13 protein-coding genes are annotated in these 16417 nt (G+C 42.1%); all 13 read right to left on the minus strand.

Features of this window, described 5'->3' with window-relative positions:
- Positions 1–12 precede the first annotated feature (12 nt).
- Positions 13–735, minus strand: coding sequence for a 2,6-dichloro-p-hydroquinone 1,2-dioxygenase (locus PHA78_RS06020; RefSeq protein WP_238140345.1), 723 nt, complete (start codon positions 733–735; stop codon positions 13–15).
- On the minus strand, positions 672–962 hold the full coding sequence (locus tag PHA78_RS06025; RefSeq protein WP_228377818.1) for a VOC family protein: 291 nt from the start codon (positions 960–962) through the stop codon (positions 672–674). Before PHA78_RS06025 ends, PHA78_RS06020 begins: the two co-directional genes overlap by 64 nt.
- A 131-nt stretch (positions 963–1093) precedes the next feature.
- Complete coding sequence (locus PHA78_RS06030; RefSeq protein ID WP_099778418.1) at positions 1094–1801, minus strand: MIP/aquaporin family protein; 708 nt, start codon at positions 1799–1801, stop codon at positions 1094–1096.
- A gap of 13 nt (positions 1802–1814) precedes the next feature.
- Positions 1815–3644: a type 1 glycerol-3-phosphate oxidase gene (gene glpO / locus PHA78_RS06035; RefSeq protein WP_099778419.1), complete on the minus strand. Its 1830-nt coding sequence runs from the start codon at positions 3642–3644 to the stop codon at positions 1815–1817.
- A gap of 75 nt (positions 3645–3719) precedes the next feature.
- Positions 3720–5234 carry a glycerol kinase GlpK gene (gene glpK / locus PHA78_RS06040; protein WP_029185355.1) on the minus strand — a complete coding sequence of 505 codons (1515 nt, stop codon included), beginning with the start codon at positions 5232–5234 and terminating at the stop codon, positions 3720–3722.
- A 228-nt stretch (positions 5235–5462) separates the two neighbouring features.
- Positions 5463–6926 carry a helix-turn-helix domain-containing protein gene (locus tag PHA78_RS06045; protein ID WP_099780022.1) on the minus strand — a complete coding sequence of 488 codons (1464 nt, stop codon included), beginning with the start codon at positions 6924–6926 and terminating at the stop codon, positions 5463–5465.
- Positions 6916–8268, minus strand: coding sequence for an NAD(P)/FAD-dependent oxidoreductase (locus PHA78_RS06050; RefSeq protein WP_105127817.1), 1353 nt, complete (start codon positions 8266–8268; stop codon positions 6916–6918). Before PHA78_RS06050 ends, PHA78_RS06045 begins: the two co-directional genes overlap by 11 nt.
- 551 nt (positions 8269–8819) lie before the next feature.
- Positions 8820–9755: a 4-hydroxy-tetrahydrodipicolinate synthase gene (dapA, locus tag PHA78_RS06055; RefSeq protein WP_024376525.1), complete on the minus strand. Its 936-nt coding sequence runs from the start codon at positions 9753–9755 to the stop codon at positions 8820–8822.
- 72 nt (positions 9756–9827) lie between these two features.
- Positions 9828–10904, minus strand: coding sequence for an aspartate-semialdehyde dehydrogenase (locus tag PHA78_RS06060; RefSeq protein WP_002943623.1), 1077 nt, complete (start codon positions 10902–10904; stop codon positions 9828–9830).
- 168 nt (positions 10905–11072) lie between these two features.
- Positions 11073–12167, minus strand: a complete 1095-nt coding sequence (locus PHA78_RS06065) for a glycerol dehydrogenase (RefSeq protein ID WP_024376526.1) — start codon at positions 12165–12167, stop codon at positions 11073–11075.
- Positions 12168–12287: 120 nt separating this feature from the next.
- A complete protein-coding gene (locus tag PHA78_RS06070) occupies positions 12288–13244 on the minus strand; it encodes an iron-containing alcohol dehydrogenase (RefSeq protein ID WP_024376527.1) in 957 nt (318 codons plus the stop codon).
- A gap of 31 nt (positions 13245–13275) precedes the next feature.
- Entirely contained in the window at positions 13276–13944 is a 669-nt protein-coding gene (locus tag PHA78_RS06075) for a fructose-6-phosphate aldolase (protein WP_024376528.1), read from the minus strand.
- Positions 13945–13955: 11 nt separating this feature from the next.
- Positions 13956–16400 carry a glycyl radical protein gene (locus tag PHA78_RS06080; protein WP_024376529.1) on the minus strand — a complete coding sequence of 815 codons (2445 nt, stop codon included), beginning with the start codon at positions 16398–16400 and terminating at the stop codon, positions 13956–13958.
- Between the last annotated feature and the right edge of the window lie 17 nt (positions 16401–16417).

The raw sequence follows: 16417 nt of genomic DNA on the forward strand, positions 1-16417 counted from the left end.
ATCTCATTTCTCCTAATAACGTTGGAAGAGAGTTTTTTCAATTTCCTGTCTATCCTCTTCAAAGAAACTTGGCAAGAACAGTTCAACTTTATCTAGCAGCTTATCTTGTCTTGGCATGGTAGCCTCTCTTTCGCCAGCCATGGTCGCGACCTCAAACATGAGATAATTGGGCGCTCGGAAGTACAAGGAATGAATGAAATCTCGATTAATGATACCAGAATGTGGACGATTGATGAGATTTAATCGGCTAATCAAATCTTCCAAATCAGACTCATCTAAGACACCAAATGCAATATGATGAATAGCCCTAACTCCCAATACACTGATTGGAGACTCTTGGTCTAAAATCAAATACAGGCGATGCTGGAAGATGTTGTCAAAGAGAAGAGAAATCACTAACTTATCCTCAAAGACAAATCGACCTTCCTCGACGAAACCAAAAGTCTCTGTCAGTAAAGATAACAATTCCTTTTCTTCACGAATCCGCATGTGAAGACTGGCTATGCCAAGGATGGCGTATTCCGACGGAATTTCATCTATTTTATACGGAAACATTTCTCCGATAGCATTATGATAGGTCAAGCCAAGCAGCTGTCCATCTTCATCTTGGAAATTCAGAATATGCCCATTTCCAAAAGCCTGAATTCCTTCGTTTTCCACTTCAAACTCTGTCAGTCTTTTCTGCCAGAATTCCAAGGCAGCAAAATCTTTAACCAGAAAAACGGTTCGTTCCAAACGATTGCTGCCAAGCCGATGTCTAGGATGATGGGCATATCAAAAATGGTAAATTCCGTTCCAAAACGACCTTCATCATCACCAAAAAAGAGATGATACATGCTTGAATCTTCTTGATTGACAGTTTTCAAGGTCAATTTTAAGCCGAGAATATGATGATAAAAATGATAGGCTTGATGAATATTTCCTACCAAGCTTGAAATGTGATGAATACCTGTATTGTTCATAAGATGACCTCACTGATGTTGATAGATTTATTTTATCGCTAATTATTGATATAAAACAAACTTTTGCTCACGATTGACAGCCAAATAATAAAAAACTTCCCTAACCATTGCTGATTAGAGAAGGATATTTTTTAAAAAATGAGACCATAAAGGACAGCCGCAAGCAAACCTCCGATGATTGGACCAGCTACTGGTACCAAAGCATAGCCCCAATCTGAATCGCCCTTGTGCTTCAATGGAAGGATGGCATGCATGATACGAGGACCAAGATCACGCGCAGGGTTTAGGGCATATCCTGTTGGACCACCAAGAGAAACTCCGAGGGAAACAATCAAACCACCGACGATTAAAGTGCCAAGCCCTGTTGGAAAATCATACTGACCGAAAGCCAGTAGTCCCAAGACCAAAACAAAGGTTCCGATTGCTTCGCTAATTGTATTAGAAACTAAGTTCCGGATGGCAGGTCCAGTAGAGAAGGTTGCCAATACAGCAGCTGTGTCTTCAGTAGCGTCGTAGTGATCCTTGTACATGAGGTAAACTAGGATACTACCGATAAAAGCTCCGATAAATTGAGCAAGGATATAAGGGACTACAGACCCCCATGGGAGATTTCCTGCTAAGGCCATGGCAATTGATACAGCTGGATTGAGGTGGGCAGGTCCCAATAAACCACTCACAAAAGCTGCCATGGCTACTGCTAGACCCCAACCAATTGTGATTACAATCCAACCAGCATCCTTGGCCTTACTCTTATCTAGTACTACTCCTGCTACCACACCATTACCAAGTAATATCAGCAAGGCAGTACCCAGTACTTCACCGATTAATTCATTTGTCATCATGTACCTCTTTCTATTTTTCTTTCAAATAAGTCAAATCATTCTTAACAAGTGTATCTGCCAACAATTGTTCCTGTTGAGCAACTTCTTCCTCTGACCAAGCATAGTAAGCTGCCATTTCTTTCAAAACGTCTGGTGCTACCGCATCCAACTGCTCACGCATAAAGAGCATGTAGTTGGTACGACGGAGAAGATAGTCAACTGCGGTCAAGGTCATCTCTTCCTTCATAGCATAATGAAGGGAAAGCAAGTCACGCTTGTTCAAGCCAGAAACGGCTTCTACTTTATGGTTCAAGGCAAAGACTTTTGGCGCATTTGAGCCGTACAAGTTTGCCAAGTAAAGCGCATCATCATAGACAAGTCCTTTCTTCACACCTAGTTGAGCAAGATGTTCAATTTCTTCTGCTACGTTTGCAGGGTTCAATTCACCACCAGAGACTGGATAGGTCTTAGAATTGATGAGTTTGAAGCTGCGACCATGTTCTTCTTTGAGAATGTCTGCCACTTTTTCAATTGCACCTTCCGCCATCTTACGGAAGTCAGTAATCTTACCACCAGCAAGAGTCAGCAAACCATTGTCATCACGGTCAAGGGCAGAGCCACGTGATACAGCTGAAGGATCCAAGTGTTTTTCAGAAACGCTACCTTCCAAATGTGTCAAATCATGTTCCACATCGTCACGTGTCTTTTCATTGTTCAAATAACCTTTAACTGTTTCAATCAAGCTATTAAAGCTGTCATCACTGAGTTTTCCGTTGTTGCCACCATTGTAGTCAGAAGCACCATTTCCAGACAAGAGGGGACGAAGACCTGCCCAACCGCTCTCAATGTCATCCAAGGTCAAATTTGCTTCTGGGAAGCGATTGTTGACAATATCAAGCAGGTAGTCAACGTCTTCTTGGGTTACCATTGGATTTGCCAAATCACCAGTATAGTCTGTATCTGTCGTACCAAAATAAGTTTTATTTTCACGTGGAAGGACAAAAACCATACGGCCGTCAGCGTGACCAGTGTCAAAGTAGGTTGGTTGTGGAACAGACAGGCGAGAGCTATCTACAACAAGGTGCACACCCTTGGTTGGACGCATCTGGAGAACACCTGAGCCTTCTCCTCCAAGATTACGCACTTCATCACTCCATGGTCCTGTTGTATTGATGACCAAACGCGCACGGATTTCAAAGGTGCTGTCTGTCAGTAAGTCACGAGCGACGATCCCGACAACTTTTCCAGCCTCATCCTTGATGAATTTCTCAGCTTTGACACGGCTGGCAATCAAGGCACCATCCTTGGCTGCACGTTTGATATTTTCAATAACCAAGCGGGCATCATTGTTACGGAAATCAAGATAGACACCGCCACCAATCAAACCTTCTTGCTTCAAGTTTGGTTCACGTTCAAGTACTTCTTCTTTAGTCAAGACCTTATTGGCAAGGTCCGTATTGTTAACACCAGCCAAGAGATCATAGAGGTCCATAGCCACTTTCAAACGGAAAAGACTGAAGGTTGAACCTGGCTCGTCGTAGACTGGCAAGAGCATCGGGTCTGGCTTTGGAATATGTGGGGCAATATTTTGTACTACAGCACGTTCAGATACGGTATCGGATACCACTTCCACGTCAAATTGTTTGAGGTAGCGAAGACCACCGTGAACCAATTTTGTTGAACGGCTGGATGTTCCTTCTGCAAAGTCTTGCATTTCGATCAAGGCTGTTTCCATGCCACTTGCAGCTGCCTGTAAAGCCACACCAGCACCTGTAATACCACCCCCGATAATCAAGAGGTCAAGTTGACGATCCTGCATTCGCTCAATAGCTAAGCGTCTTGTTTCTTTTGAAAATTCCATACGATTCACTTCCTAACTTTCGAATAGGACTGTCTAACAAGAGGAAAGCCTTCTTTCCCCTAGCTAACAAGTCCTTTATTGCTCCTCATCCACTTCTGCAAATAGTTGAGTTGCTGCGACAGCTTTTTTCCATCCCTTGTAAAGTTGTTCTTTACGAGCTTCGTTCATGGTTGGTTGGAAGGATTGGCCGACAGCGTTGAGTTCTTTCAATTCATCCAAATCTTTCCAGAAACCAACTGCTAAACCTGCTAAGAATGCTGCTCCAAGAGCTGTAGTTTCAAGGTTTTGAGCGCGTGCGATTTCAATACCCAAAATATCTGCTTGGAATTGCATGAGGAGGCTGTTCATAGCTGCACCACCGTCAACCTTCAAGACAGAAATATCAATACCTGTATCCAATTGCATGGTATCAATAACATCACGAACTTGGTAGGCAATGGATTGAAGAGTTGCTTTGACGAAGTCTTCTTTAGTTGTTCCACGAGTTAAGCCGAATACTGAACCACGCGCACCAGAATTCCAATACGGAGCACCAAGTCCTGTAAAGGCTGGAACAACATAGACTTCATCATTGCTGGTAGACTTACGAGCAAGCTCTTCTGACTCAGGTGATGTAGTCACCATTCGCATGCTGTCACGGAGCCATTGAACCGCCGAACCAGCGATAAAGATAGATCCTTCAAGCGCATAATAGACTTTGCCGCCGATACCATATCCAATTGTTGTGAGAAGGTTGTTCTGTGACAATTGCATCTCTTCACCTGTATTCATCACGATGAAGGAACCAGTTCCGTAAGTATTTTTCACCATACCTGGCTCAAATGCTAATTGTCCAAATAAGGCAGCCTGTTGGTCACCTGCCATGCCAGAGATTGGCACTTCTGCGCCATAGAAATGGAATGGAGCTGTTGTGCCATAAACTTCAGAGTTTGAACGAACTTCCGGCAACATGGCTTTTGGAATATTGAGAAGAGATAAAATTTCATCATCCCATTTCAACTCTTCAATGTTGTAGAGCATGGTACGAGCTGCGTTTGAATAATCCGTCACATGGCATTTCCCATCAGTCAATTTCCAAACCAACCAAGTATCAATGGTTCCGAAGAGAATCTCACCTTTTTCAGCACGTTCCTGCGCTCCAGGAACTTGGTCCAAAATCCAACGAACTTTGGTTGCTGAGAAGTAGGCGTCGACTACTAGACCTGTCTTTTGATGAATCATATCTGCATGACCATCCGCCTTCAGCTGGTCAGCAATATGAGCTGTTTGACGAGATTGCCAGACAACGGCATTGTAGATTGGAAGACCTGTTTCCTTATCCCAGACAACGGTTGTTTCACGCTGGTTCGTAATACCAATTCCTTCAATCTGATCAGGACGAACACCGCTTTCGATAAAGGACCCTGCAATCACAGACTGAACAGAATTCCAAATTTCATTGGCGTTATGTTCAACCCAACCTGGTTTAGGGAAAATTTGCGTAAACTCTTTTTGGTAACTGCCAACTTTTTCACCTTTTTTATTGAAGATAATGGCACGTGAACTAGTAGTTCCTTGGTCAATGGCCATGATGTATTTTTCAGTAGACATAGGTCTCCCTCCTGTTTATTTACTTTTGTTGAAAACGCTTCCGTTTTCTTGGTAATTCTATTCTAACCCATTCTTGTGAATTTTTCCTATCATTTTTTTCAAAAAAATAAAAAAATCTGATAAGCAGTGGCTAGAAAGATGATTCTATCAACTGTTATCAGAGTTTATAAAATAAATTTTTCAAGGTTAAATGCACTTACATTTTTCACAAAGACTATCTGACATCATCTAGCGATGCTCGATAGGAAAAGAAGTTTTGGTCGCCATAATCTCTGATTGACAGGACTTTTGATGATATATATCCTGTATCCATGCCTTTAATTGTACGATGTCTTGGATTTTCAATCGATTTCCTAGGCAATAAACTGGAACGCTTGTATTTTCGAGGTAATCTGTAATGATCAAATCATAGTCATATCCTGCTTGATAAGGTTCAATAAGAACCTGACGATTGCCTTCTAACTTCTCCCTTAGTTGCAACAAGAGAGGATAGGATAGAACCTCATGTAGGGAAGAAGCAAAAGCAACCTTGACCTGTATAGGCTGGACCTGACTAAAATAAATATACAAATCCGCAATATTTGTCAGATAAGAGTTCCTTATTTCTTTATCGACTTTTCTACGAAAGACTGATTTATAGACATCTTTTAGCAAGTCTTCTGCTTCTGGATAGAAACTAGAAGCTTCTACTTCTTCCAGTTCAACGGAAGAATAAAAGAAATATAGCTGGCTCATAATTTGGTTCAGATGATAGAGTGCTTCTTCTGAGACTGGTAAATTTTCCTCAAAATATAACCGTAATTTCTGAAGAGCCAAAGAGGTAGCTTCCATAATCGGCCCACCGAAACCAAGAACCTGCTCTAATTGATGCGGCGCTAAAATGAAATGGCTAAACAGGAAAGCAAACAACGCCATAATCTCCCCTTCTTGGAAAGAGGTGGATTGTTGCTGACTTAGTGTAAAATACATCTTTCTCAAACGTCGGTAAAACTTATGTTCTTGATAGGGTTCCATCAATTTGTAAAGATGCTTAAAATCTAGCTGTCGCAATCGAGAGCGTTGCTGTGAAATCATTAACCACAACAACAGACGATGGGCTTGCTTGGGATTGAGCGGCGATTGATAGAAGCGTTCGAAAACCGGCAATAAAGCCTCTATTTTCCCTAGCATAAACTCTTCTTGTAATTCCGCTCTCGTAGTAGTCAAACTCAACATTTGATGTAAAAAGTACCGTATTTGAAGCTCACTACCTTTTAGACGACCACTTTTGATTCCAATACCAAATTCTGCCAATATCTGGTTCAAAGAGGCAAGATGGCGATTCAAAGTCGCTTCGCTTATCAGCAATTCTTGAGCCAGCTGTTGAATAGAAACCTCTTCCTTATCAGATAAATAAACAATAATTTGATATTTGGTACTGGTTTGACAGAGATAGGCTAGGATACGATGAAGACTCAAACTGGTCTTTTTCTTCAAAAAGGCCTTTTCATCTTCGAGTTGAAAAGAGAGTCCCAAGTCGGTTACTTCCTCTTCTTCATTGAAAGATACAATATAGCGAAGAAGAGTTGATTTTGACAATTCTAAATAGTGACAAATATCCTTTAGCGATGGCGCCTCTTTCCTATCTTCTAAGTAGAGGAGAAGCTGATAAATGGCGCGCTCACGCTTTTCCAATAAGGAATCAATCCGCATAGACACCCTCCCCATCAACCTGATAAAATTGCCGAATATACTCTTGAGCGGCCTCTACGATGAAGGGGACCAGAGGAGTATTTCCAGGAAGACAGAGCCAAGAATGTTCTACCAAGTCAAAGACGGTCAAATCCTTTGAAATCGCTAGAGACAGTACATCCATCTGTTCAATATAATCTGCAGTAGAAACGAGTTGTCCCCCTATGATGCGCCCACTCGTTTCTTCGACAATCAGCTTGAAATCTACTAAAGTTGGTTCCCACTGGCTATATGACCTTCTAATCCGGATCGATTTACTCTCCAACCACAAGCTCGCCCCACTCTCGGTCAAGCCAAGGCTAGTTATATAATAGCCAAATACATGACTAGAAACAATCCGCTGGGCTCTCTTAATAGGAGCAATCCTCTTTTGCAAATTTCGAGCAGCCATCCTCCCTGTCATAATCGCATGATGAATCATCGGAAGATATGCCTGGCCAAAATAATCTACTGGGAGACTGACCAAATCACCTACAGCAAAAATATTCTCTTGACTTGTTTCAAGAAACTCATCCACCCATACAGTCCCTTCTGCAGTCACTTTTAGCCTGTCTTTCACTAGCTGAATATTGGGCGTCAAATTGGTGGATGGCAAGACTAAATCAGCTGGATAATTACCTGTGACTGTATGACAAACCAGCTGTTCTTCCTGAGTATCAATCGTTATCTGATTGACTGTTTCAGATAAATGAAGTTGGATTCCTCTTTTTTCCATCTCTTGACGAATCGACGCAATCATATCCTCATCAACGTACTTTGCAAGGAGTGAATCTTGCGCCTCAAACACATGCAAATTCAAATCCAACTGGCTAAGGGCATCCAAGCTTTCCAAACCAATCTGTCCTGCCCCAATCACTGCAACTGTTTTTGCATTTGTCAATTTCTCTAGACTAGCTTGTGCTTGAGATAGCGTTTTTGAGCAAATTAGATAGTCTTGAAGTTCTTCCGTTCCCCATTCCCATGTTTGACTAGCTCCCATAGCCAATATTAGCCGGTCATAAATAATATCACCTATATCTTGATGATGCCGTATCTTTACCTTTCGCATTTCGGGATAAACTGCGAGACATTCTGTTTCAAAAAGACAAGAAATAGCTGCATGCTGCACCTCGCTGAACAAAGAAATCTTCGCTTCTTCCCAACCAGAAATTTTTCCTGCCACTTTCCAATTCAAGGTATTTGGAAAGTAAGCCACATCTTTTTCTCTATCAATTAGTGTTATTTGAGCATTCTGATACAATTTTCGACATTCTAAAGCTGCACTTAAACCAGCAAAGGAGGCACCTATAATAACAATATTCATACTTAATCCTTTTATCGTTTTTAGTCATTATATCAAGAATGCCAAAAAATTGAAAAGGCTTGCAACTAAAAAGCACACCAGATAACTGATGTGCTTGTGTAAACTTAAATAAAACGACTCCCCTGACTGTCCTCGCTTTCGCATTTCTAGGCTCGGGTCTTCTATGGTCACTTTCATATTTCTTGGTGACCAGCTGAAACAGTTCCCCGCACTGTTTCACTCCCCCAGACATTGTTCGCTCTCTTGTTTCTTGGCTCGCGTTAAAACAGTCTATCCGTAGACTATCCTCGCTTTCCAGTTTCTTGGCTCGGGTCTTCTATGGTCACTTTCATATTTCTTGGTGACCAGCTGATGTACTTCACTTTTTTGTTTTCAGGCTCAGGTACGAATAGACCACCGGTTTATTCGTATCCCCCAAACAAGCCTCGCTGTCGTATTTTCAGGCTCGGGTTAAAACAGTCACTTCCCTGACTGTTTTAATCCACTCCCCCAGACATTGTTCGCTCTCTTATTTCAAGGCTCACGTTAAAATAGTCACTCCCCTGACTATTTTAATAATCCGGTCTTACGACTCCTGTTACTGTGGCTTTGGTCGCTTCGTAGTCACCGTCAACGACAACTTTAATAATGCGTTTGGCATCTTCTTCTGGACATGGAACCAACGGCAAGCGGAGTGGACCAACTTCAAATCCCATATAGTTAAGAACTGCTTTAACTGGTGCAGGACTTGGATAAGAGAATAAAGCATTAACTTTCGGAATAAACTTGCGTTGAATGGCAGCTGCTGTTCGGATATCTTGCTGCTCAATAGCAGTAAACATCTCATACATTTCATCACCATTCGTGTGAGATGCAACAGAAATCACACCATCTGCTCCCAAGTTCATTGCATGGAAAGCATCGCCATCCTCACCTGTATAAATCAAGAAGTCTTCTGGTTTATGCTCAATTAGGTAAGCCATGTTGGCAAGGCTTGTACACTCTTTAACACCGATGATGTTTGGATGCTCAGCCAAACGCAACATGGTTTCTGGCGTCATTTCGACCACGACACGACCTGGGATATTGTAGATAATGATTGGCAAATCAGAGGCATCCGCAATAGCCTTGAAGTGCTGATACATTCCCTCTTGAGAGGGTTTGTTGTAGTAAGGCACGATAGCAAGCCCTGCCGCAAAGCCTCCGAATGCCGCCACTTCTTTGGCAAACTCAATCGAGTCGCGCGTATCGTTTGTACCGATACCTGCAATTAGGGGAACACGACCATTGACAATTTTTTGCACAGCACCAAATAGTTCCAGTTCTTCCTCGTGTGTCAGGGTTGGACTTTCGGCAGTTGTTCCTGCTAATAAAATCCCTTCTGTATGATGGGACAACAGATGCTCAATCAAATCTGGTAATACATCATAGTTAATTGCACCATCTTCTTTAAAGGGCGTAATCATAGCCGTAATAATTTTTACATCACGCAAATCTTGAATAGACATAGGCTTCCTCTCTTACTGATTGTTGCTAAAAAAGGCTGAGTGCAGCCTTTTGTGTACTTTTGGTTAATAAAATTATTTCAATTCAAACTTCAATTCTGCCGTTGGACGAACTAGACCACGCTCATGAAGGGTTTCAGCGATTTGAACAGAGTTCCATGCTGCACCTTTAAGCAAGTTGTCAGAGACAACCCACATATGAATACCGTTTTCCTTGTCCAAGTCCTTACGGATACGACCGACAAAGGTATCGCGGCTACCAACTGCATTGACAGCTTGTGGATAGACTTGGTTTGCCACATCATCTTCCAAAACTGCGCCTGGGAAAGCTGCAATAGCTGCTTTCACCTCATCAATTGGAGCAATTTCTTTTGTTTCAATGTAAACAGACTCTGAGTGAGCTGACAAGACTGGAATGCGGACGCAGGTTGCAGAAACAGCAATACTGTCATCTTCCATGATTTTCTTAGTCTCTTTTGTCATCTTCATCTCTTCATAAGTGTAGTCATTTTCAGTGAAGAGGTCGATTTGCGGAATAGCATTGAAACCGATTGGATAGTGCTTCTTATCGCCACCAGAAGGAAGAATATTTGCTTCTACCGCTTTTGGCTCTACTCCATCATTCAAGACTGCACGCAATTGAGCTTGGGTTTCCAAGATAGCTCCCATACCTGCACCAGAAACTGCCTGATAAGTCGAAACGATGATGCGCTCCAAGCCCCATTTCTGACGAACAGGTTCAAGAGCAACCATCATCTGAATGGTCGAACAGTTAGGGCAGGCGATGATACCATTGTGATTATCAAGCGCGTGAGCATTCACCTCAGGAACAACCAAAGGTACATCTGGATTTTGACGGAAATAAGAGGTGTTATCAACGACAACTGCACCAGCTTTCACAGCATAAGGAGCGTACTTGGCAGATGTAGAGCCACCAGCTGAGAAGAGGGCAATATCGACTCCTTCAAAAGCTGTTTCTGTTGTTTCTTCGATGACAATGTCCTGTCCCTTGAACTGCAAGGTCTTGCCTGCTGAACGGGCAGATGCCAAGAAACGTACTTTCTCGATTGGAAGAGTTGATTCTTCCAACATTTTAATCATTTGGGCACCAACTGCACCAGTCGCACCAACAACAGCTACTACATAAGCCATAGAAATCTCCTTTAAATCAATTCTTCAAAATTTTCTAAATATTTGTTATTTCATAATTATACCATAATTTTATAAAATGAAAAGCCCTGAGAAAGAATTTCCCAAGGCAATTACTTCGAACCTCTATTCACAAGTTTAGATGGACATGCTCAACTGTGAATGCTCTTCTTATTTATCTAACGAGCGAACATAGTAGTCAACAGCCATCAGAGCTTCTGCAACGTCTTCTGCTGAAATAGCAAATGGCATACCGTGAATTGTTTCTCCTTCAATCGTCGCTTGTTGGCCGACTTTCAATAGATCTTCATAACCAGCATCAGCCAAATGTAACTCCTCCAAAGTTGTTGGAAGACTCAAGGCTTGATAGAAACGGATGTATTTTTCCAATTCTTCTTTCGGACGGTTTTCCAAGAAGAGCTGGGTCAAGGTCCCATAAGCCACTTTTTCACCATGTGTCAAATGGTGAATGTCTCCCTCCAAGGCGGTGAATCCATTGTGTATCGCATGCGCCGCGGCCAAACCTGCACTTTCAAAGCCTAAACCACTTAGCAAGGTATTGGCTTCAACAATGTTCTCTAAAGCAGCTGTCACAACCTTGGCTTTACAGCTGGCCATGGCTTGAAGTCCATATTCAAAGAGTGTTTGTTCACAGGCTTGCGCAATAGCGATACCAGCAAGTGTCTGACCTCCTCCTGCCATTGTTGTTCCATTGCTTTGTAAAATAGCACGCGCTTCTACCCACGTCGCCAAGCCATCCGCAATACCAGAAGCCAAAAGACGTGGCGGTGCTTGACAAATAATCGCTGTATCTACCAAGACAAGATCTGGATTTTTCTTATAGAAAATATAGCGTTCAAACGCCCCTTCTTCAGAATAAATGACAGATAAAGCAGATGTCGGAGCATCTGTTGAAGCAATTGTTGGAGCAATGACAACTGGCACCCCTAGTAAATCAGCAATCGCCTTGGCTGAGTCAATTGTCTTACCACCACCTAGACCGATTACGACATCACTAGCCTGTTCTTTTCCGATTTCTACGACGCGCTGGATTTCCTTGTCAGATGCTTCTCCATTAAAGGCAACACGATGGACTTGCATCCCTTCTTCAACGAGATAGGACAAAAACTTCTCACCGACAATCCCATATACTAAATCATCACAAAGAATCAAAGGCTTTGTTCCTAATTTTCCGATAGCTTCTGCACCTTGGAAAAGGACATGTTTACCTTGAATATAGCGAGATGGACTTGCAAATACTTTCATAAGAATTCCTCCTTGAAATAATAGATAGTGTTATATTGAGTAATAAACGACAGTTAGCATTGCCGAAAGCAAGAGGCATGAGCCCGTATTTTAAACATTGCCATTGTACAGCGATGCCTACTAGCAACGTGTCGAGCCATCTTCTCCTATCTCTAGTGCAATTTCCTTGAAAACGGCCTCCAGCAACAATAGATTGCTAGAGTTTGCAGACAAAAGCAACTGTTGACACCACTTCAGCCTGGCTTGAAATTCTTCTGATTCCTGAGTCAAATAGGTCAAAAACAAATAGAGGACAACATTTCGTTTCAATGGCTCATCCACTAAATCCTCTCTTCTTTCGCTGAGCTTTGATTCTATTTGTTGAATCACGTCCCAAGCATCACTAGGTAGGTCTAATGTTACACAAGTAGAAAGAACTTCTAAGACATCTTGTACTTCTTTTGATAATATTCGGGCTTCAAAATTCTCTATAGCTTGAAGACTACTTCTTAATAAAACGCTTTCAAAACCTCTGATAAGAATATCATCTACCAAGCTGAATAGATGATTTCTTTTTACTTCTTTTATGGCTGCTAGATAAAGAAGAGTGTTGACCAATCCATTTATCAACTCCGAGGTAGTTTGTATCAATAATTGCTCCCTATCCGCTATAATTAGCTGGATGGACTCATTAAACAATGGTCGCTCTCTTTTCTTATTTTCCAACGATACCCGAGGTAGAGTGGCAAGCGGCGAAGTCGGTATAAGAACAGCTGGCAAGTCTAGTAAATCTGCAACAGCCTTTGTACAAGCTGCCACGGAACTATTACCAATGCCAATAATATGGTCTGCACGATGTCGGAAACCAACCTCCCCACATTCTTCAACCGAGTTCTGGTCCCACTCCTCCATATAGGCTATTTTAACAATAAGTCCATGACAAGTTAAAACTTTCACAAAACTTTCTACAGTCGTATTATACTCCTGTTTTGTACATAAAACAAGGGGGCGATGACCTATTTTCAAAATGTCAATCGCACAAGTGTCTAAAAGATGATTTCCTTGGATAGTGCGTGAAAGACCTGAGAATTGTTTCATAGTGCCCCCTTATTTTATAATATAGAAATGTTTAGATAGTATACCTTCCATGAATGGCAGACCAATCATCTGCAAAATCATTTACCGCCTTTTCAATGGATGGCATAGAAAAGGCTGCTTCAAATATATCTGCACCTGCCGTAATAGCCTGCGCCCCATTTGCAAATGCTTGGTTTACTTGCTCCACATTTTTGAATGATGCCGCTAAAATTTTACTTTCCGAACACTCCCTATCAATCGCTTCTGATAACTGAGCGATGACCGCATTCGAATCAATATTCAGATTGGCCATGCGATTGTAGTACGGCGCTAAGTAATCTGCACCCGCTTCAATAGCTAACAAGCCCTGAAAAACGGTATAAATCGCTGTTGCTGTAATCTGATAACCTTGCGCTTTCAATGTTTTCATAGCAGCCAAACCAGCAGGCGTTACCGGAACCTTAATATAGACATTTTCCGGTGCAAATTCACGAATTTTTTTAGCGTCTGCCAAAATCCCTTCATAATCCTTTGCCACAACTTGCACATGTAGTGAAGCATTTGGTCCGATGATATCACGGATAAGGTGCAAACGTTCAAAAAAGTCAATGTCACCTTCTTTCTTCGCAATCGTTGGGTTTGAGGTCACCCCCGCAAGGGGTAGAACCTCAGCCCATTTTCGTATTTCCTCTATATTTAAGGTGTCCAGCATGAATTCCATAATAACCTCTTTTACAATGTATGTTCTGTACGACCAATGATGTCGTCTTGTGTTGCTCTCGACAATACATTGAAGAATGCTGAATAACCTGCTACACGGACAATCAAATCACGGTGTTTTTCAGGATGTAGTTGTGCATCAATCAAGGTTTCTCGAGAGACAACATTGTACTGAATATGATAGCCATGCAAGCGGTTAAAGAATGTCCGCAAGAGGGCAATTAATTTTTGTTTGTCTTCTTCTTTGGCAAGTGTTTGTGGATTGACCTTCTGATTGAGTAGAACGCCTCCAACAATTTCATGTGTTGGTAATTTGGTAACTGATTTCAAAACGGATGTCGGTCCATTTTTATCCATATTATGTGATGGAGAACAACCTTCTGCCAACGGTGTGCCTGCATTGCGACCGTCTGGAGTTGCCAACGTACCACGCCCCTGTCCAACATTGGCTGAAATGGATGATGTACCTGAATAACGGATACCACCAATCGGACCACGACCAAAGCGAGTATTGGGGTACTTGGCAATTTCATCCACATAAATGTTGTAAGCATCTGTCACCAACTGGTCGGCATAATCATCATCGTTACCATATTTTGGTGCATCTTCAATCAACATTTCCTGGATTTCTTTACCACGCTCCCCAGCATAGTCTGTTTCTAATGCATGCCATAATTCTTCTGGAGTCAATCGTCCTTCTTCAAAGACTAATTTTTTGATTGCTGCTAGAGAATCAGATAAATTGGCAATGCCAACCTGCAGACCAGAAATGTAATCGTAAATCGCTCCACCTTCTTTCAGGTGCTTGCCACGACCGATACAGTCATCTGTCAGAGCTGAGCAGAGAATGTCTGGTACTTCTCTTTCTAAAGCAATGTCAATTGCATTTTCAACGACGACACTCATCCGTGTTAGATGACGAAGTGTCTTTTCCCATGCCGTTTCAAGCTCTTCAAAGGATTTCATATCTTTGAAGTGACCAAAGGCTGGTGCAAACCGTTTGCCTGATGCAGGATCGATACCATCATTCATGGTAATCAATAAAACTTTCGGGAAGTTCATATAGCTCATACCTGTACAACGGTATCCCCATTTACCAGGAACAGCCGTTTCTACACAGCCAATCGCACTGTAGTCATAGGCATCTTCTTCCAAGACACCTTTCTCGATAAAGGATGGAATGATAATTTCATCGTTGTTAAAGGCAGGCATACCGAAACCAAGTTTCATGACTTCGATACATTCATTCATGAAGCGAGCATCTAGGCCTGCATGATAGCGAACAGTCAAGTTTGGCTGTGGCAGGTGTGTTTGGGCAACAGATTTCAATACTAAGTAAGAAAGTGGATTGACAGCATCCTTCTTATCACGTGTTTGTCCACCAATGGTTACATTTTGGTATAGTGGACTACCAGCAGATGAGAAGGTATGTGATTGACTACGAACCTTGTTGATAGTAATGGTCTTAATCCACAAGTTAGTCAAGCGTTCGACGATGCTGTCTTCCGTTTCACGTCCTGCTTCTAAATCAGCTTTTACATACGGATACATGTATTGGTCGAAACGTCCATAGGATAGAGAATGTCCATTCGACTCGATTTGCAAGATACACTGGATAAACCAGACAGATTGCACTGCCTCTGCAAATGTTTCAGCAGGTTCATACGGCACCTTCGCACAAATCCGTGCAATCTCCAGTAGTTCTTGACGGCGTTGAGCTGTTGGTGCTTTCTCTGCCAATTCAGTAGCCAAGGCGACAAAACGATCTGCGTATGCTTTCACCGCATCAATGATGATAAAGATTGAATCATAGAAATGGTACTTATCAATACTTGCAGGATCCGTCAAATCAAGCTTAGCCTTTGCTGCACGAACTCGCTCCTCAAAACCACGCAAACCTTGTTCCAATACCTTTTGGTAATTGACAGCCAAGTGGGCATCGCCAGAGTTCATCTTACCTTCCATACCAAAGAAGCCAGTTGCCATATAAACTTGAACTTCATCTGGAAGCAAGACACCTGCACGTGAACGAAGATTATTCTTTTCCCAGAATGGAGCGATGCTGCGCAACTGCTCCTTAGTTTCCTCGGTAATATAGAAGACATCCCCATCCCGCTTTTCGAATAAATCCAATTCATTCAATACAAACTCCAAGGTATATTCTGGGAAGATGGGAGCATCTTTATTTGAAGAAGCTTGGTTACCTGCAATCAGACTTTCTTCTTCAATATAAAGCGTCATGTTCTCCAATATTTCCTTGAGCATATAGGCCCTTTTTAATACATTGGGCTTCTCTCTATGTTCTTGATAGGCTTTTGTTGCTAAAACAGCCCGTTCCGCGTCAATATAGGGCTTCTTATCAAGGACATCTTCTCTGTATTTGTTCATCCGATTAGTCAGACTTCCAAAATACTCAGTTTTAATGCTAGTGCCAGCTACTTCAGTCACTGTTTTCATAGTTTTACCCTTTCTTT

The organism is Streptococcus sp. HN38, from assembly GCF_028335765.1.
Lineage (GTDB): Bacteria > Bacillota > Bacilli > Lactobacillales > Streptococcaceae > Streptococcus > Streptococcus suis_P.

Bases quoted from the DNA above. Each gene is read 5' to 3' on its own strand.
- PHA78_RS06045 (WP_099780022.1), bottom strand. From the start codon at position 6,926: ATGCGGATTGATTCCTTATTGGAAAAGCGTGAGCGCGCCATTTATCAG.
- dapA (WP_024376525.1), bottom strand. From the start codon at position 9,755: ATGTCTATTCAAGATTTGCGTGATGTAAAAATTATTACGGCTATGATT.
- PHA78_RS06075 (WP_024376528.1), bottom strand. From the start codon at position 13,944: ATGGAATTCATGCTGGACACCTTAAATATAGAGGAAATACGAAAATGG.
- PHA78_RS06070 (WP_024376527.1), bottom strand. From the start codon at position 13,244: ATGAAACAATTCTCAGGTCTTTCACGCACTATCCAAGGAAATCATCTT.
- PHA78_RS06080 (WP_024376529.1), bottom strand. From the start codon at position 16,400: ATGAAAACAGTGACTGAAGTAGCTGGCACTAGCATTAAAACTGAGTAT.
- PHA78_RS06065 (WP_024376526.1), bottom strand. From the start codon at position 12,167: ATGAAAGTATTTGCAAGTCCATCTCGCTATATTCAAGGTAAACATGTC.
- PHA78_RS06050 (WP_105127817.1), bottom strand. From the start codon at position 8,268: ATGAATATTGTTATTATAGGTGCCTCCTTTGCTGGTTTAAGTGCAGCT.
- PHA78_RS06060 (WP_002943623.1), bottom strand. From the start codon at position 10,904: ATGGCTTATGTAGTAGCTGTTGTTGGTGCGACTGGTGCAGTTGGTGCC.
- glpK (WP_029185355.1), bottom strand. From the start codon at position 5,234: ATGTCTACTGAAAAATACATCATGGCCATTGACCAAGGAACTACTAGT.
- glpO (WP_099778419.1), bottom strand. From the start codon at position 3,644: ATGGAATTTTCAAAAGAAACAAGACGCTTAGCTATTGAGCGAATGCAG.
- PHA78_RS06025 (WP_228377818.1), bottom strand. From the start codon at position 962: ATGAACAATACAGGTATTCATCACATTTCAAGCTTGGTAGGAAATATT.
- PHA78_RS06030 (WP_099778418.1), bottom strand. From the start codon at position 1,801: ATGACAAATGAATTAATCGGTGAAGTACTGGGTACTGCCTTGCTGATA.